Genomic DNA, 18589 nt, shown 5'->3' on the forward strand with positions numbered 1-18589 from the left:
CCAGCCTGCTTAACTGGCCAAGCAAAAGGTGCCAAAGCAGATGCGATGGTGAAACGGGAAGCCAGTTCAACGCAAGTTTGCCCCCAGCAAACTTGGGCCAATCTGGCGCTGCCCCCGCAACGGTAGGCAAAGAGGCTGTATCATAAGCCATTATGGCAATCGGCCATGAGAAGGCGATACAACCGGCAGTCTTTGCAAGCCCGGAGACCGGCCTGATGCGTAAACGCAGATCCCTGAAATAGGGGGTTTTTATATTGGTTGATCACGGGGAAGTGATCTTTAACAAAGGAAAAGACATGCATATTGAACCAGGCCTTGTGAATGGGGTGAAAATTGCCCTGAGCTATGCGACTGCGGCAGGCGCTGCAACTTATGGCATTAAATTAACGCTGGAGGCACTGCGCCAGTCTGGCGCCCTCAATCTGGCAGCGCGCGCGCTTTTGGCGACGATCGCGACATTTGTCTTTTTCGAGATTTTGCCGCATTTTCCAGTCGGTCTATCAGAAGTTCACTTTATTCTAGGCTCGACTTTATTCCTCATTTTTGGGGTGGCTCCGGCCGCGTTTGGCTTAGCCGCTGGATTGTTGATCCAAGGGCTCTTTTTCGCCCCGATCGATTTGCCACAATATTTTATGAACCTCACATCGCTTTTGGTTCCTTTATTCGCCTTATCGTTGATTGCAAAAGCGGTGATTGCGCCAAAAACGGCCTATGTCGACTTGAGCTACCGCCAAGCACTTATGCTCTCGACCAGTTATCAAGCCGGCGTTGTTGGCTGGGTCGCTTTCTGGGTGTTTTACGGCCAAGGGTTCGGCGTTGAAACCTTCGCAAGCGTTGGGCTGTTCGGCATGGCGTATATGAGCGTTATTGTCTTGGAACCCCTTGTTGATCTCGCGGTATTGGCATTGGCAAAAATGATGCGCGATACTCCGGCGTCGGGTCTAATGCAGCAGCGCGTGTATTCTGCTTAAATTTTGAAACGATACTAAAAACGGCCTCATTTTTTATGAGGCCGTTTTGTATTGAGGCTGCACAATGATTGATCTGTATTTTATCGGCATCGGGATGGGCAATCCAGATCATCTAACCAGACAGGCGATTGCCGAGCTTCAAACCGCTGATGTCATTCTAATCCCGCATAAAGGGGCCCAGAAATCTGATCTTGCCGATCTGCGCAAAACCATTTGTGAAAAATGTCTCGATCCAATCCCGCCCTTGGTTTATTTTGATCTTCCCAAACGCGATACCAAAACCAAAGCCTATCTTGATGGGGTTGTCGATTGGCACAGTGCGATCGCGAAAACTTGGCGGGATACGCTGCACAGAACGCTTCCCAATGGCGGTAAAGCGGCGCTTATGATCTGGGGTGACCCCTCCCTTTATGACAGCAGCTTGCGCATTGCCGAAAGGCTAAACACGCCCAACGCAGCAATCAGCATCACTGTGGTTCCGGGATTGACATCAGTTCAACTGCTCACCGCGGCGCATGCCATTCCCCTTAACACTTTAGGAGCCGCCGTCACCTATACCACGGGGCGCAATTTAGCCAATCACGGATGGCCTGATAAATGTGAAAGCTTGGTTGTAATGCTGGATGGTCAAACCGCGTTTGATCGTTTGGATCCAGACGCATTTGAAATATGGTGGGGTGCATTTTTGGGCATGCCAGAGCAGATTTTAATCAGCGGCCGGCTTTCTTCGTGTTGCGAAGAGATAAAAACCACGCGCCAGCGCGCCCGTGAAACCCATGGCTGGATCATGGACACTTATCTTTTAAGACCTGTACCTTAAATTTTAAGAGCTGCGCGCGTGCCTGGGTGCAAAACGATAAACGGTTGCGTGGTGATAAACGTCGCCGGGCAATAACCAGGGGCTTGGATACTCTAGCCTATTGGGTGCGTCAGGCCAGTTTTGAGCCTCTAGGGCGATACCAGCAAAGGCGCGATAAGGGTGCCCAGCATGGCCGATCGCAGAAAAATCAAACAACCCGATTCCCGTGTAAATTTGCACCCCTGGCTCTGTGCTCGCCATTTCCATATCAAGCGTATCGGTACCTAAGCGCGCTACCGCGGTTATCGGACGGCGCCGCTCACTCAGGCAATAATTGTGATCGATTTCAGCAAATGTTCCATTTTCGCACAGCGCTGAAAAATTCCGAAAATCATATTTTGAGCCCGCAACGGGGGTGGGTGCATGGCTGGGAATGCCAGTCTCATCCACCGGAAGGTAACACTTCGATAAAACCTGTAAGCTGTGCTGATCAATCTGCGGGCGGCCGTCAAGATTGAAATAGCTATGATTGGTAAAATTGCATAAGCTCGCGGCATCGGAGGTGGCGGTAATATCGATCTTCAAATTTGACTGCGCCAACTGATACCGCACGTTCACCCGAAGCGTGCCAGAAAACCCCATATGCCCATCCGGGATAACATCTTCCAGTGTTACATAATCAGACCCTGCGTCGGTAATGGCCCATAATCGGCTCGACGAACCATTCGATCCGCCATGCAGGCAATGCAACCCATTTTGATTGGCATCCAAACACTGATGATGCGTCGCGCCGTCTATTCTCGCCTTGGCAATCCGATTTGCATAGCGCCCCACGATGGCCCCGAGATAGGGCGGGTTGGTCAAGTAAGGTTCGAGTTTGGGAAAGCCCAGAACCACAGAATGTGGAATATCTTTATACCTTAAATCTTGTAAAACAGCGCCATATGTTGAGATATTTGCTCGTAAATCATCGGAAGCAATAGAGATCAGGTGAACCACCCTGCCCTGCAGATCCGATCCCCAAGCCCTGATCATTCCGACGGGTTGAGCCGCAGAAAATCAGCAGGCTTTATCTGACCATGAATGGTCTCAACGGCCAAAGCGTTGTGATTAAACCAAAACTCTTCAGCCCCCATAACGCGGCGGCGCACGCCCTCTGGCATTTTAATCGTTTCTATTCCGGCTTTTTGACATAGCGGCTCTAAGAACTCTAGAAAACCGTCCTTATCTAACCAAGCTCCTAGATAAACCAAATTGCCATTGCCCATCGCCACCGTGTCGCCAGCTTTGGTCAAGAGAATTGGCGTGGCATCCCCTTCTAAAACCTCACGATAGCCTTTAATCGCGCCTGCGCCTGAAAGCGCGATAGGCATATCTGGACGGAGAGATTCGACAGCGCTCACCGTCACATCAAGATGAGGGATATCTGGGGGCAATGGCTGGGGGATTGTCATATGCGCATCGCGCGCGGATGAACGCGGCCCAATCAGACTTACTCCGCTACTTGACGCCAAAGCTTGTTTTAAATCCGAAGGCATATACATCAACCCCGGCGCACAAACCATCTTATATTCTGAAAAATCTCGCACTTCGCTGGAGATCAAATCGACCGAGATGCCCAGTTGGCGCAGGGCGCAATACAGATCGAAAACCAAACCGAAATAACTAAGCGTTGCTCCATGCGGTTGAACGCTCCAAGCCGCATCTGCATCGTAATCAAAAATAACCGCAAGCTCGGCCGATGCAGTCGAAACATCTGGCGCATCCGATAGCTCTGCGGCCACTTGCGCGGCTTCTTTTAAGGCTGGTGCAGCTTGACCGTCCGGGCGCAACAGCCCGGCATGCATTTGCTCTTGGGCAAAGGGCACTTGCCGCCAGCGGAAGAAACTAACCGCCTCGGCGCCATGGGCGAAAGCCTCCCATGTCCAGAACCGCACCATACCGGGTGAAGGAACAGGGTTATATGGCGCCCAATTCACCGGCCCGGGCTGTTGTTCCATGACCCACCAGCGGCCCTGCCCGACCGCCCGATATAGATCATGATGAAAGGCTTGGAAATCTGGATGGCCTTGTCGTGAAAAAGCTTTTTGTTCATCTACCGATGCCCCCACACGATCTTCCAAAAACCCAAGCGGATAGCTGTCCCAATTTGCGATATCAAGATCCTCGCCCACTTTGAAATGGTCAAAATCGGTTATGCGGCCCATAAAATTATGCGAAATAGGCGCTGATGAATGCTGCCGTATAATCTCGACCTGTTCTTTGTTAAAGGCAACGACCTGCTCTGAACTATAGCGCCTAAACGCCAAAGAATGCGCTGGATTGGGCTCTGTAACTGTAAGGTTTGGCAGCTCAATTTCATCAAAATCAGCATAAGACATCGACCAGAAAACGTTGCCCCAGGCCGCGTTTAACGCACCTATATCCCCCGTATTAGAACCATCTGAGAATTCAGCGCGCAACCAGTTGCGAAACCCATCTTCCGCACTTTTTGAATAAGACAGCGTGGTATCATGGCAGCCATATTCATTATCGGTTTGCCAAGCCGCTACGACAGGGTTATTGCCGTAGCGCTTGGCAAGCCGCGCCACGATATCGCGGCATTGCAGGCGATAGCCCAAATGGCTGAAACAATAATGCCTGCGAGAGCCAAATCTACGCGGCTGCCCCTGCACATCTAAAGCCAGCATATCCGGATATTTTTGAACCACCCATTTGGGCGGCGTAGCGGTTGGTGTGCCCAACACAACTTTCAATCCCGCCTGCCCCAAACATGCAATCGCTTCATCGAGCCAGTCAAAGTCAAAACACCCCTCGCGCGGTTCTAGATTATGCCAGGCAAATTCGCCAATGCGCACCCAGCTTAGCCCCGTTTCAACCATTTTTTTCGCATCGATTGCCCACCGGCTTTGCGGCCAATGTTCAGGATAATAACACGTTCCGAGGCTGCGCTTCATATTGCCCTCACAATAACACCTGATGTTCCGCTTGCCCTTTGGCACCTATATCTTTTACGAAAAATGTCTGGCCCGCCTGCGGCTCATTCACACCGATCGCCGCCGATGTTACGAACAGGCTTGTTAAGGTTTCACCGCCAAAGGCAGGGCAACTGCTTTGCGAAGCCGGACATTGAATATGATCCAGGCAAACCCCCTCGGGGCTATAGCGCGCAACGCGCCCACTTGCCCCATTGGGCATTCCACAAACATCCAGATTGATCGACAACCGCCCCGTCCGGGTGAATATTATCCGCTCGCATATCAATGAAAGGTTCAGGATCCCCGATTGGCCACCCGTCTTTCCCAGACAAACGCCAACGTTGGATAATTTGCTGGCTGGTATCAGCAAAATAAGCCGCATCGCCATTCGGTGAAAAGCAAATCGCGTTGGAAATTGTTATGTTAGAGATCAGTTTTCGCAGCTCGCCTTTAAAATAGCGATAGATCGCCCCAGCGCCCGTCTGCGCAGCTTTTCCCATCGTGCCAATCCAAAACCCTCCAAAGGGGTCAGCGCGGCCATCATTTGAACGGGTTTCCGGCTTTTCCGCTTCCAACGCAACAACAGTGTCTGTTTTACCCGTCGTTATATCCAAGGTAAAAAGTTCAATTTCAGAAGCGATTAAGATTTGATCAGCAGAGACCCAACCCGCTGCCGATACACAGGTCTCAAATTGCCAATCACGCAGTTGATTGCCCTCTTTCATCAGCACGCGTTTAGATAAAATATCAAACCAAAACAAAGACTGGCGGCCAGGATGCCATAGGGGCCCTTCCCCCAAGGCGCAGTTGGTCATGTCGAACACATTCATCGGTCAAACACTGCATCATAGGCCGCCGTGATATCTTGGACCTTGGCGCGTATATCGGCCAAGGACATACCCGGTTTATAAAGCGATGATCCGATCCCAAACCCGGTTGCCCCTGCGCCAACCCAATCTGCAAAATTATCGGGCCCAACACCACCAACCGCGTAAATGGGAGCGGTTTTGGGCAGAACCGCGCGCAACGCCTCAAGCCCTTTTGGCCCCACTAAAAATGAAGGAAACAGTTTTAAACCATCCGCCCCATGCCGCAGCGCGGTGAAACATTCGGTCGCCGTAAAACACCCCGGATAAGACAGCATCTTAGCCCGTTTCGTTGCCATAATCACGTCTGAATTGCAATCTGGAGACACAACCATTGAAGCGTTTATCGCCGCCAAATGCTCAACCTGCTCCACCTGTAACACCGTTCCCGCGCCGATCACTGCCACATCGCTAAACGCGTTGATAAGGCTTTCAATGCTTTCAAACGGTGATGGTGAGTTGAGCGGTATCTCAATCTTATCGATCCCGGCCTCAATGAGCACCTCTGCAATTGCGGGGGCTTCTTTGACGGTGATCCCCCGTAAAATCGCTATAATTTCACGCTGCATTCATGGATCCTTGTATCTGTTGATAGGCTTTGGTGAGGCCCGCAAGCGTCATGCCAACCGAATGATGGCTTTGAGGCTGTACACCTTGGCTGATCAAACCATCCATATAGGCTATAGATAAATCTTCAGCACCGATAATCGCAATATCTTGGCCCAACCAATAGGGGCGTGCCGCCGACAGTTCGAGGCCAATTAGAAACCCAGATAGGCGCGATCGCGCAACCGCGGCAGATAGATCATTTAACAATGTCTCGGCGCGCAGCGCGAATAATTTTGACGCAATTGAGGCCGGTGCGCTGATCGCCGCATCCAGCGCCTCAAGAAATGCGCCTTTGTGCCAGCCGGATGATGCGATCGAATGCTTCAAAACGGATGTTTCGCTGAGAAGTGAAAACATCTCGCCCGTCATAAAGGTTTGAAAGCTGACAATTTCTTCTGCGCTGATTCTTACCCATTTGGTATGCGTGCCCGGCAAACACAGAACGCCATCAAAACTTGGATTTTGGCTGAGAAATCCGGCTATTTGCGTTTCTTCACCGCGCATCACATCTGCTGGATGCGTCTGCTTCACGCCTGGCAGTATGTAAAGCGAAAACCGGTCATCGCGGGTTTCTATTTTTTGGGCTTCTTCTAACCCCGGCGCTGCGCAAGGCGCGGCAATGTAAGGCGCTTCATGCCAGCCTTGCTTTGCGCCGATCATTCCGCAGGCCACAACCGGAATCACCTTATCTGGCGATAGGAAGGGCCCCGCCAAACGCGTGAAGCGAGCATAAAATTGATCTGAAGACAGTGTGGCCATTCCACTATCATCACGGGCCTCGGCCAAAATATGGCCCCGAGCATCCAGCAACCAGATCCTTAAATGGGTGGTACCCCAATCCACGGCCAACCAATCTGGCCCAATTGCCCGCTTATTTATATTCATCCTGTTACAACCACGCCGCCATCCACGACAACAGCTTGCCCCGTGAGCATGCGGCTGCTTTGAGAGGCCAAAAATAAAGTTGTATCAACAATATCTTTGGGGTGCAGCAAATCGGGCAGGCATTGGCGCGCCAAGTGCTTTTTCAACCCGTCATCTGTCACCCATAAATCCTTTTGCCGATCGGTCATCACCCAGCCAGGCATCACGGCATTTACGCGAATTCTATCGGGTCCTAACTCGCGTGCAAGCGATCTGGTTAACCCGGTAATCGCCGCTTTTGTTGCGGCATAAACAGGATAACCAGCATTCCCCATCATATAAGAAATTGAAGAAAAATTTATGATTGATCCACCCCCATTCGCGCGCATCGCCGGGGCAACTTCTTGCGCTGTGAAAAATTGCGGACGCAGATTTACGGCAATATTTTGATCAAACTCATCCTGCGTGTAACTATCAAGCGTATGACGTGTGTCATTGGCCGCATTATTAACCAAAACTGAAATCGGCCCATGTTGCGCGCCAGCTTTTGCTATCGCCGCCTTTAAGGATGTTACATCTGTGATATCACAGGGTAAGAATAAAGGCGCATTGTCATATTTTTCGGCGAGCTCTGCGGCAAGATGATCCGCATTTGATCTTTGAACAAAAGCAACTTTGGCACCTTGGGCCACAAACCCTTCGCTCAACGCAGCGCCAATTCCCGACCCACCGCCGGTGATAAAGACCGAAGCATCCTTTAAATCGTGAAATGTAACGGTTTGTGTCATGCTGCCTCTTCTTTCTGAAGCCATTTTGGCATCCAATCGCCATGCGCTGCCAATAAGGCATCCACAAGAGCTTTTATCTGATCAAGGTCTAATTCTGCCGCGGCGCGCGGATCAAGCATTGCGGCGTGATAAATATGATCTTTATTTTCATCCAATAATGCTTGAACGGTCAACTCTTGTCCATTTAAATTGGTGCGCATCAGCGCAATGAATTGTGGAGGAATATCGGGCACCGATCTTGGGTGAATACCGTTTGCATCCACAAGACAAGGCACTTCAACTGCAGCGCCAGCAGGCAATTGCGGGATAAATCCATTATTGGCCACATTACCATAGATGACTGCCGTGTCACCGGTGCTGAGCGCGTTCATGATTTGAGCTGCATATTCGTGGCTTTGCTCAACCTCGATATGCGCAGCCTCGCAAAATGCCACAACTTGATCTTTCCATGCATCAATTTGCTCTTTGCAGCGTTTGGGGTATTCATCGATCGGGATTTGAAATTTTTCCACCAAATCTGGCCGATGAGATTTTAAAAACCATGGCACATATTCTGCAAAATGTTCAGAGCTTTCGGTCACGAATAATCCAAAATGCTTCATCACCTCATAGCGAATAAAATTTGGACAGCGGGAATTGGCGCCCGTATGCGTCGGAAACCGGCCTTCAGAGTAGCCACAGCGTAAATCGGGGTACAGATCAGCCCAAGACCCATCGTTTTGCCGACCCTCAAACCTTAAGAAAAAAGCCATATGATTAATGCCGCCAGCGCGGTAGCGAACATCCTCAATATCGCGCTCCAAATCACGCGCCAGCTCTTCTGCAGTGCCTTGCACCGAATGGCACAGCCCCACCTGCTTGATCATCGGGTACCGCGCGCTAATCGCCCAAGTATTGATCGCCATAGGGTTTACATATTGCAACATCACCGCATCGGGACAAAGCGCCAGCATATCTTCGCAGATTGACCAAAGATGCGGCACTGTTCGTAAACCGCGCATGATACCGCCTATTCCCAGCGTATCGGCGATGGTTTGATCAAGCCCGAAGGATTTTGGAATTTGAAAATCGGTTACTGTACAGGGTTCAAAGCCCCCGATCTGAAAACATACAACCACAAAATCCGCCCCATCCAACGCCTCGCGTTGTGACAGATGAGTGGTGATTTTAGATTCCGCCTTCAAGCTTAGGATTAACTTTTGCGCCACCAATTGACTTTCCAATAGACGCGTTTCATTAATATCCATCAGCGCAATATGCGCATTTTTTAGTGCCGGGTAATGCAAGACATCCCCAAGAATATTCTTCATAAAAATTGTAGACCCTGCACCAATAAAGCAGATTTTCTTAGCCATTTCCTGCGCTCTTTCCTATTTTACCGCCCCAAGTGTTAACCCCGCAATAAAATGCTTTTGCATGAAAAAAAACATTGCAACAGGCGGAACTGCGGCCAACAGCGATGCTGCCGAGACAAGCTGCCAATTGCTGACAAATTGACCATTGAGCGCGCGCACCCCTGCGGTAATTGGCTTCACCTGCTCTCCTTGTGACAGAACATTGGCCCAGAAAAAATCGTTCCAAACAAAGGTAAAAATCAAAACCGCCAATGCTGCGATCGCCGGGCGCACCAGGGGCACGATGATAAACCAAAAAATGCGCCATTCTGCGACGCCTTCGACGCGCGCGCTTTCGATCAAATCAAAAGGCAAGGCCTTAATAAAATTGCGCATGAATAAAGTGCAAAACCCAGTTTGGAACGCCGCGTGAAAAAGGAATTGGCCAGCAATCGTATTATAAAGCCCCGTTTGCACCGACATGTCGCGCACAGGAACCATTAAAATTTGAAACGGAACAAAGTTTCCGGCCACAAAAAGAAAAAACAGTGGTAAAGCCAGACGAAATCGGTAAATGGCCAACGCATAACCTGCCAAACAGGCCAAGGCGATCGAGATCCCGACGGCCGGCAACGTGATGAGAAAACTGTTAAAGAAATATTTCACAGCCTCGGTTTGCGTGAAAACGGCCGTATAATTTTCGACGAATTTGAATTCGCTTGGCCATCCAAACACATTGCCCGTATTGATGTCTTTTGCGCCTCGAACCGAAGTCAAAAACACCGCCAAAAGAGGCAAAATCCAGATAAACAATGCAATCGGAAGAAAGAGAGAATAGGCAACCTGCTTTGGCTTGCTGGCCTGCTGTATCGCGCGAGGAAACATTTAACCGCCCCGTCTTTCATCTTGATACATACGCCATAGAAAATAGCTGATAAAAACCATCATGATCGCAAATAAAACGGTTGCAACCGCTGAGCCATAGCCATAGCGCTCACCATATTCGCTGATCGCCACCTCATACATATAATGCGATAACACATTGGTCATGCCATAGGGGCCACCCTGGGTCATAATGGCGATCATATCAAACGAGCGCAAAGCTCCAATCACCGTGACCGCAACCGCGATAAAAGTTGCCGGGCGCAGTTGTGGCAAGACAACGTACCACAACATACGCCAGCCTTTCGCACCATCTAAGCGACCAGCCTCAATTTGATCTGCGGCCACATTGTTCAAACCGGTTAAATATAAGATGACGCAATACGCGATTTGCGGCCACAGACCAGCAAAAATAATCCCATAGGTTGCCCAATCTGGGCTTGATAAAATATCGGGAGCGGGGCGTGCGCATTTTACCGTTTTATTACCAATAAAATTGACCGTTTCTTCGCAGAAGATAAATTGCCATATCTTTGCAACAACTCCAAAATCGGGGTTGTAAAACCACCCAAAAATCAAACCAACCACAACTTGACTGATGACAAATGGAAAGAAGAACATTGATTTGTAAAACCGAATGCCCGTCACGGTCTGATTTAAAAATATTGCGATAAACAGCCCAAGCGGCACCGCCAGCATATAAAGAAACAGCCAAAGAAAATTATTTTTAATGGAGATCCAAAAATTTGGATCCAGCCAAAGCTTTCGATAATTTTCCAAACCGATATATTGCGCGGTCGACTTGCCTTCGGCGTTATAGAGCCCATTCCATTCAAACAGTGAAAGCTGCAGCGATTGAAAAATTGGAAAAATCACGTAGATCGAAAAAAACGCCAATGCCGGAATTAAAAAAACAAACGGCGCAAGGCTCAGCTTGTTGATGCGAAACCATCCTGCCGTTTTGTTTCGATATTCCGTCTGCATGTCCCGCCTAACTTGCACGCGGGGCGCGAAACAGCGCGCCCCGCACAATTTTGTTTTTACTTATAAACGTCAGCTTGAACAGCATCCAAACGCTCTAGGATCGCGTCAAGCTTACTGGGATCGAGCATGAATTCCTGAAAGCCTTTCATCCCTTCAGAGGCCATGGCTGCAGGGGCATCCCGATCATAAAACTGCGCCAAACCAGCTGCATTTGATACAACGGCAAACCCTTCTTGGATAAACTTGTCATCTCCAACCTCAGCTTTTGAGTTTGGCGGCAATTGACCCAATGTCAGGTTCCATTGCGTTTGAACCTCAGGCTGCGCAATAAAGGCGAGAAACTTCTTTGCATTGTCTTTATTCTTAGCACCGGAGGGAATGAAAAATGCATCCGCAGGTGCTTCTTCTGCCATAGGTAAGCCAGGTGTAATTTCCGGGAATTGGAAGTAATCAATTTGATCGTTTGTTAACCCAGCGTCTTTATAGGCCCCAACTGAAAAGTTACCCATAACATACATCGCAGCATCGCCTTTTGCGAAGGCTGCAACGCCACCCTGCCAATCCATCGAGGCGTGGTTATCGATGAATGAGCAACGCTCTAACATCTCTTCCCAATTGGCAAATGTCGCGCGAATGCGCTCATCCGTGTATTTGATTTCTCCTGCCGTCAAAGCATTATGCACATCATAGCCGTTTGTGCGCAGATTAAGATAATCAAAGACGCCAGCTGCGGTCCAAAGATATTTGGTGCCGATGGTGAACGGGGTTACCCCGACACCCTTCAAAGCATCGCAGTTTGATAAAAGCTCATTCCACGTTTTTGGCTCTGACAGGCCCAGCTTGTCATAAATATCTTTACGATAATAAATGCCCCACTGATAATAAGAATAAGGAACACCCCAAATTTTTCCATTCCGCGTCATGGTTGGCTGTACTGCCGCCATATCCTGATCCAAATTGTTCGCGGCCCAAAGATCATCAATTGGCTCAAACAAACCGGCATCTACAAATGGTCCCATGCGATTTCCAGGATACCATGAGGTAACATCAGGCGGGTTCGCAGATAAAAAATTTCGAATAGCAGATTTATGAGCTTCTCGGTCATTATTATTCACAGTCACGTTGATATCCGGATTGGCCGCTTTAAACGCCGCCACCACATCATCAAAGGCTTTCTTGGGGTCGGGGTTCAAATCATCATATGTGATCACCAACTCTCCGGCAAACGCGGCCGTTGCCAGCGTTCCTGTCGTGGCGACGGTTGTCGCCAGTTTTTTAGGTTTTTTAGCATTTTCTTCTCCCAGTTGATAGTTGACCAGCAGTTCCATATAGTGAAACCAAATTCCAACTATTGAAACAGTGAAAGGAATCACCTAATTTGTCAACTGTCGATAAGGAGCTTTGTCGTATGGAAAATCCAAGCATCCAAACCAACGCCTCCGATGGAACGGTCGGCAAAGCGCTGGTAATGCTTGATCTTGTTGCAAGCTTTGAACGGCCGGTTCGGTTTTCTGAAATCCTTTCCAAAAGCGCCTATCCCAAAGCCACAGTGTATCGCCTGCTGCAAACGCTCTCAAACCAATCAATGCTGGATTATAATGAGCAAACTGCAACGTATATTCCCGGAATCCGTTTGGTGCGCCTCGCCCATTCGGCATGGCGACAAAGCGCCCTTGCACCCATTGCACGCCCGATCTTAGACGATTTGGCAGATGCCTTGGGTGAAACCCTGCATCTGGCGCAAATGGATGATGGACACGTGCTTTATGTTGACAAACGCAACGCAGAAAAACCGGTTGAAATGTTCAGCTCAGCCGGCAAAATCGGCCCTGGCTATTGCACCGGTGTTGGCAAGGCCCTGTTGGCGTTTATGCCCGAAAAAGAACAAGCCAGAGCGCTAACGCGGCAATCTTTCCACAAGTATACAGCCGCCACTTTAGCCGATTTGCCGGCCCTGAAAGCGGAGCTGTTAGAGATCGCATCTATCGGAATGGCCTTTGATCGCGAAGAGCATGAGCCTGGAATCATATGCGTCGCTGTGCCGATTTTGAACGGTCTTAACCGCGCAATAGGAGCCCTGTCGCTCACATCAACCACTTCCCATCATTCTCTTTCAAGCATCGAACGTTTCGCGCCAAAACTTCAAGAGGCTGCCAGAAAAATTTCTGACGCCGCTAAAAACTGGCAATTCCCAACTTAAAGGAAATCTTATGTCTCGGGTAACTTTAACCAATGTCAAAAAACAATACGGCGATTTAGAGGTTATTCATGGCATAGATTTATCAATCGATGAGGGAGAGTATTGCGTTTTCGTTGGCCCCTCAGGTTGTGGAAAATCGACTTTGCTGCGAATGATTGCGGGGCTGGAAGAAACCACAACTGGTCAGATTGCTATCGGAGATCGCGATGTCACCAAAAGCGATCCGGCCGCGCGCGGCGTCGCTATGGTATTTCAAAGCTACGCGCTTTAACCTCACATGACGGTCGCTGAAAATATGGGCTTTGGGCTAAAGATTACCGGTCACCCAAAGGCGGAAATCATAGCAAAAGTTGCCGAAGCCAGCCGAATTTTGAAGCTAAACGATTACTTGGATCGCAAACCCAAAGCATTATCGGGCGGTCAACGGCAACGCGTGGCGATTGGCCGAGCCATCGTGCGCGGCCCTGAAGTGTTTTTGTTTGACGAGCCCTTGTCAAATCTCGACGCCGAATTGCGCGTTGATATGCGCGTGGAAATCGCGCGATTGCATAAAGAAATTGGGGCCACGATGATCTATGTGACGCATGATCAAGTTGAGGCTATGACCTTGGCGGATAAAATCGTTGTGTTGCGGGCGGGCGTAATCGAACAAGTGGGCGCCCCAATGGAGCTTTACCACGATCCAGCAAATAAATTTGTTGCTGGCTTTATCGGCTCTCCGGCAATGAATTTTTTAAAAGGCCGCGTCGAAAAAAATAAAATTTTCCTATCCGCTATCTCGTCAACCCCGATTGAGCCTGACGTGGCTTTGCCATCTGATCTGCGCGAAATTCTTGTTGGCATCCGCCCGCAAAATCTATCTATTGACGAAGCCGGAAATGGCCTATCCGTCAGCGTGCATGAGCGGCTAGGCGGTGTGAATTACAGCTATTTAATGGCACCAACGGGCGAGCGTATTATTGTTGAAAGCAAGGAGGATGTTGCGCTGCCCATGGGCAGCGATGTTGCCGTTCGCTTTGACCCAAATCAGCTTCTGTTCTTTAATCCAAAAACTGAGAAACGGCTAAAGTAACATTTTACGCGCACCCCAAAACTCACCATTGACCGTATTGCGCTTTCTTAATTTTTTTGCAGGGCGGCACTCCAAAAGGTTGCTTTCACTTAGCCAAACGCGCCAAACGAGCGGCGCGCAAGCGTTGAAAATCATCTCCTGCGTGATATGAAGAGCGGGTTAAAGGGGTTGCTGAAACCATTAAAAACCCTTTGCCATACGCCGCTTTTTCATAGGCTGCAAATTCATCCGGGTGCACAAATCGATCCACCGCATGATGTTTTGGCGTGGGTTGCAGATATTGTCCAATGGTCAAAAAATCCACATCCGCGGCGCGCAAATCATCCATCACTTGCGAAACAGTTTGGCGATTTTCTCCAAGCCCAACCATGATGCCGGATTTTGTGAACATCGACGGATCCAATTCTTTGACCCTTTGCAAAAGCCTCAAAGAATGAAAATAGCGCGCGCCGGGGCGTACTTCTGGGTACAATCCGGGTACAGTCTCCAAATTGTGATTAAACACATCCGGGCGCGCCGCCACCACCAACTCAAGCACGGCCGGGTCGCATTTTAAAAAGTCGGGCGTCAGAATTTCAATCGTCGTTTCAGGGCTTTTGCGCCGGATCGCGCGAATGGTTTGCGCAAAATGTTCTGCCCCACCATCTTCTACATCATCGCGATCAACCGACGTGATCACCACATGGTTCAACCCCAATTTAAAGACGGCATCGGCAACCCTGCCAGGCTCAAACACATCCAAAGCTTCAGGAGGCTTTCCGGTGGCTATATTGCAAAAGCTGCAGGCCCGTGTGCACACTTCGCCCATGATCATCATGGTGGCGTGGCCTTGGCTCCAACATTCGCCAACATTTGGACAGCCTGCTTCTTCGCATACCGTTACCAAATTATGCTCGCGCATAATATCGCGCGTGGCCTTATAGCCTTCGGAGACCGGTGCCTTCACCCTAATCCAATCGGGTTTCTTGGGCTGCCGGTTGTCTGGCTTATGAGCTTTTTCTGGATGCCGCTCTTGAGGCAGTTTTAGATCACGCACTGGTATTCACCCTCTTATTTAGCGCAATATAGCAGAACTGGCTCAAGCTCCAAGGGGCGCTTACGCATTTCCGCTATGATCTGGACGAAACACTTTGCCACAATGCAAACTGAACGCGCGCAGCATTTTCAAAGCAAAACCAAAATAATATTAACCTATGCGACCATTCTCAACGCCAATCTGGCTTTCATAGTAACGCTTGAGCCGCTGCAAAGCGATACGCAACACGACTTTACCCGAACGCGCCGACCAGCCTAAAGATTGCTCACTCAACTCAAGACCATCCAGGTAACAACAGCAGCGTAGCGAAATATCTGACAATTCTGGCCCAAGGTCGCGCAAGGTGGCTGCGACCCGTTCAATCAGCAGTTGTTGCCTTTCATTGCCCGCTGAAAGCACAGTACCGGATGCGCAGCGCAACCAATCCTCGCGGGAAAACCCGTCAGGGCGCACGGTCTGTGCAATTTCAAAATCATCATGAAACCGGTTGCCTGCATCCACCAATGCGCGCGTTAAAAAATACGAACCATCTTTATTACGGCGTCTGGCCAATGTCATCAACGGGGTTTCCGGTGATCCTTTGAAAACCGGCTTTGTTTCGAGCGCGGGATTGGGGCGCGGCTGAAAGGCTCGGGGCGCTTCGGCGCATTCGGTTTGAGCCTGCAGATTTGATGCTAAAACATAACGCGATAAGCGGCCCGCGGAAACACAATGCAGTGCTCCGTTTGCGATCATTGACTGCGCGCGCGCGCGCGGCACAAGCCCTAATTTCTGAGGTGCGTATTCTGATGAGATCAAGAAAATACCTGCCATTTCAACGTTTTCGGACATAACCAAAACCGCATTTTTGGGCTCTAAAAGATTTATAACATCCTTATTAAGACTTTGATCCCGTGGGCAGGATGAAGCAGGTTCAGCCCCCTCGCCCCGCGATGATTTTAGCTTAGCCAGTGCGGCTTTCACCTGCGGATCACCTTGCAAAGCTTCGATACGCCTTATCTGCCTTAGAATTGTGGAAGCATGACCAGCAGATTGTCGCGCCAATTCGCGAATGGATAATCCCAGATGGACATGTGCATCATAATGAAACGCGGCTTTATCCAGCCAGATTTGGCTTAATTTACCCCTGCTCGTTTGATGTTTATTGGACATTTTTCACAATCCAAAAAATTTAATTCAAATCTTAAGCAACAAAAATATCACTTTAAAGTTGCACTTATTAAAGACTTCTTAAAAGCGTCAACGAGCCGAGTTTGTGGCAAAATAATAAAGGCTTCCCCAAAACAGAGAACGGGGGCGCAGGGTTTAATTAAGACATTACCGCCAGCTTTCTGATCCAAACTAAAATTAAAATCTAGGCAGCCGCGGATATGACAGACCACTCACACAGCTTCAAACGGCCAAAAATACTAATCAGTGCAGCGAATCTGGGCCTTAAAGCCTACAACCGGGCCTCATGCTTAGGGTCATTTCTTGCGTTGAACATGAACCAACACTCTGCACAGATTTTACGATCCTTGATCGATAAAGAGGGCCAGTTAAACCAGATGCGACTGCAGCAGCATGTTCAGTATAACATCGCTTTGCACGTTACCATTCTAACCGCCTTGATCGCGGAAACAATGGAAATTGAAAGCGCCGAAAAGCAACCTATTTAGACGAAACTATCCGGCATTTCTGATTTACGCTTCACCACAAACGCCTCAAGAGCTTGCTTTACCGCGATGTCCATTTCGGGTTCTCGGTAATTGTTTAACAGGGTTGCCACGCGCGTTGAGGCCAGCTGCATCGTGTCTTTGGCGCCTTCTTCTTCCCATGTTTCAAACGGCTTATAATCAAAGGCTTCGCTGCGCCAGAATGATTCTTTAAAGTTTCGCTGCGTATGCTCGCATCCAAGGTAATGACCGCCAGGGCCCACTTCCCGGATTGCGTCTAACGCTTGCGAGTCTTCGTCAATTTGCACGCCCCGCGCCAAATGATGCAAAACGCCCAATTGATCTGCATCCATAACAAATTTCTCAAAAGACGATACCAGCCCGCCTTCTAACCAGCCGCAGGAATGAAGCATAAAATTCACCCCACCCATCAAGGCCGCGTTTAAAGTATTTGCGCTTTCATAAGCCGCTTGAGCATCGGGCAGTTTCGATCCGCAGAGCCCCCCGCCGGAGCGGAAAGGCAACCCAAGGCGCCGCGCCAATTGCCCTGCCCCATAAAGGATATGGCTAGCCTCTGGGGTTCCAAAGGTGGGAGCGCCGGAATTCATGTCAATTGAGGCCACAAACGCGCCAAAAATCACCGGAGCGCCGGGCTTCAGCAGCTGAGAATACGCAATACCAGCCAAGACTTCAGCCAAGACCTGCGTCAATGTTCCCGCCACCGAAACCGGTGCCATCGCGCCGCCAACAATAAAAGGAGAAATAATGCAGGCTTGGTTGTTGCGCGCATAAACCTCTAACGCCCCCATCATCACATCATCAAATGTCATCGGAGAATTGATGTTGATCAAGGATGTCATCACCGTGTTGTTCTGCACAAACTCATCCCCAAACAGGATGCTGCACATATCTACGCTATCTTGCGCGCGGCTGGGCTCAGTGACCGATCCCATAAACGGTTTATCCGATAGTGTCATATGCGCCAGAAGCATATCTAAATGGCGTTTATTGACGGGAATATCGGTTGGCTCGCACAGCGTTCCCCCGAGTGATGCAGCCATTTGGACATATAGCCCAACTTTACGAATTTCTGAAAGTCATCAATCGTTGCATAGCGGCGGCCACCTTCTAAATCGCGCACAAAAGGCGGCCCGTATACCGGCGCGCAAACCAAAGACTTACCACCAATCTCAACATTGCGCTCAGAATTTCGAGCATGTTGGGTGAACCGGCTTGGAGCCGTTACGCAGAGATTTTTTGCCAAACCACGCGGGATCCGCACCCGCTCTTCTTCTACGCTCGCGCCCGCCGCACGCCAACGCTCTAGGGCAGCAGGGTTGTTAACAAAATTCACCCCAACCTCTTCCAGCATAAGCTCGGCATTGGCTTCAATGATTTCCAAAGCCTCTTCGCTTAACAGATCGAAATTCGGGATATTGCGTTCAATATATTTTGCAGTCTCGATCTTGATGGATGTGCGCTCTGCGCGACGGGCTGCTCCCCCGCCTCCTCGAGAACGCCGACCTGTAGAGAGTTCTGCCATGTTTCGAC

At 49.7% G+C, this 18589-nt stretch carries 15 protein-coding genes, 3 pseudogenes and 1 riboswitch; of the genes and pseudogenes, 5 read left to right on the forward strand and 13 right to left on the reverse strand.

Annotation, left to right across the window (positions count from 1 at the left end):
* The first annotated feature begins 9 nt into the window (after positions 1-9).
* A riboswitch (cobalamin riboswitch) is annotated at positions 10-231 on the forward strand.
* A gap of 65 nt (positions 232-296) precedes the next feature.
* Both GN241_09055 and GN241_09060 read left to right on the forward strand, forming a co-directional pair.
* Positions 297-971 (forward strand): hypothetical protein, encoded by a 675-nt coding sequence (locus tag GN241_09055; GenBank protein ID XAT57499.1) that lies wholly within the window; start codon positions 297-299, stop codon positions 969-971.
* Positions 972-1035: 64 nt separating this feature from the next.
* Positions 1036-1791, forward strand: a complete 756-nt coding sequence (locus tag GN241_09060) for a precorrin-6A synthase (deacetylating) (protein XAT57500.1) — start codon at positions 1036-1038, stop codon at positions 1789-1791.
* 3 nt (positions 1792-1794) lie between these two features.
* On the opposite strand, the gene GN241_09065 is transcribed toward GN241_09060, so the two are convergent.
* From GN241_09065 to GN241_09110, 10 genes and pseudogenes are all read right to left on the reverse strand, one after another.
* Positions 1795-2805, reverse strand: coding sequence for a galactose mutarotase (locus GN241_09065; protein ID XAT57501.1), 1011 nt, complete (start codon positions 2803-2805; stop codon positions 1795-1797).
* Positions 2802-4727, reverse strand: coding sequence for a beta-galactosidase (locus GN241_09070; protein XAT57502.1), 1926 nt, complete (start codon positions 4725-4727; stop codon positions 2802-2804). Before GN241_09070 ends, GN241_09065 begins: the two co-directional genes overlap by 4 nt.
* A gap of 7 nt (positions 4728-4734) precedes the next feature.
* Positions 4735-5578 (reverse strand): annotated as a pseudogene (locus GN241_09075) (SMP-30/gluconolactonase/LRE family protein).
* Positions 5575-6183, reverse strand: coding sequence for a 2-dehydro-3-deoxy-6-phosphogalactonate aldolase (locus GN241_09080; protein XAT57503.1), 609 nt, complete (start codon positions 6181-6183; stop codon positions 5575-5577). The pseudogene GN241_09075 and the gene GN241_09080 overlap by 4 nt, the downstream one beginning before the upstream one ends.
* Positions 6173-7108, reverse strand: coding sequence for a 2-keto-3-deoxy-galactonokinase (locus tag GN241_09085; protein ID XAT57504.1), 936 nt, complete (start codon positions 7106-7108; stop codon positions 6173-6175). Before GN241_09085 ends, GN241_09080 begins: the two co-directional genes overlap by 11 nt.
* On the reverse strand, positions 7105-7875 hold the full coding sequence (locus GN241_09090) for an SDR family oxidoreductase (GenBank protein XAT57505.1): 771 nt from the start codon (positions 7873-7875) through the stop codon (positions 7105-7107). The genes GN241_09085 and GN241_09090 overlap by 4 nt, the downstream gene beginning before the upstream one ends.
* Positions 7872-9230, reverse strand: a complete 1359-nt coding sequence (gene melA / locus GN241_09095; protein ID XAT57506.1) for an alpha-galactosidase — start codon at positions 9228-9230, stop codon at positions 7872-7874. The genes GN241_09090 and melA overlap by 4 nt, the downstream gene beginning before the upstream one ends.
* Before the next feature lie 15 nt (positions 9231-9245).
* The gene (locus GN241_09100; protein ID XAT57507.1) at positions 9246-10094 is read right to left on the reverse strand and encodes an ABC transporter permease subunit; all 849 of its coding nucleotides are present in this window, start codon (positions 10092-10094) and stop codon (positions 9246-9248) included.
* Positions 10095-11075, reverse strand: coding sequence for an ABC transporter permease subunit (locus GN241_09105; protein ID XAT57508.1), 981 nt, complete (start codon positions 11073-11075; stop codon positions 10095-10097).
* Positions 11076-11131: 56 nt separating this feature from the next.
* On the reverse strand, positions 11132-12403 hold the full coding sequence (locus GN241_09110; protein ID XAT57509.1) for an extracellular solute-binding protein: 1272 nt from the start codon (positions 12401-12403) through the stop codon (positions 11132-11134).
* An 80-nt stretch (positions 12404-12483) separates the two neighbouring features.
* Here GN241_09110 and GN241_09115 point away from each other — a divergent pair, with 80 nt between their 5' ends.
* The gene (locus GN241_09115) at positions 12484-13275 is read left to right on the forward strand and encodes a helix-turn-helix domain-containing protein (GenBank protein XAT57510.1); all 792 of its coding nucleotides are present in this window, start codon (positions 12484-12486) and stop codon (positions 13273-13275) included.
* A gap of 10 nt (positions 13276-13285) precedes the next feature.
* Positions 13286-14347 (forward strand): annotated as a pseudogene (gene ugpC / locus GN241_09120) (sn-glycerol-3-phosphate ABC transporter ATP-binding protein UgpC).
* Between the two features lie 85 nt (positions 14348-14432).
* Here ugpC and lipA read toward each other — a convergent pair.
* Positions 14433-15383: a lipoyl synthase gene (lipA, locus tag GN241_09125; protein XAT57511.1), complete on the reverse strand. Its 951-nt coding sequence runs from the start codon at positions 15381-15383 to the stop codon at positions 14433-14435.
* Positions 15384-15533: 150 nt separating this feature from the next.
* Positions 15534-16535, reverse strand: coding sequence for a hypothetical protein (locus tag GN241_09130; GenBank protein XAT57512.1), 1002 nt, complete (start codon positions 16533-16535; stop codon positions 15534-15536).
* A gap of 332 nt (positions 16536-16867) precedes the next feature.
* Here GN241_09130 and GN241_09135 point away from each other — a divergent pair, with 332 nt between their 5' ends.
* The gene (locus tag GN241_09135; GenBank protein XAT57513.1) at positions 16868-17041 is read left to right on the forward strand and encodes a hypothetical protein; all 174 of its coding nucleotides are present in this window, start codon (positions 16868-16870) and stop codon (positions 17039-17041) included.
* Here GN241_09135 and GN241_09140 read toward each other — a convergent pair.
* Positions 17038-18581: pseudogene (locus tag GN241_09140) on the reverse strand (trimethylamine methyltransferase). The gene GN241_09135 and the pseudogene GN241_09140 overlap by 4 nt on opposite strands.
* Between the last annotated feature and the right edge of the window lie 8 nt (positions 18582-18589).

The sequence above is a fragment of the Rhodobacteraceae bacterium IMCC1335 genome, assembly GCA_039640495.1.
GTDB lineage: Bacteria > Pseudomonadota > Alphaproteobacteria > Rhodobacterales > Rhodobacteraceae > Thalassovivens.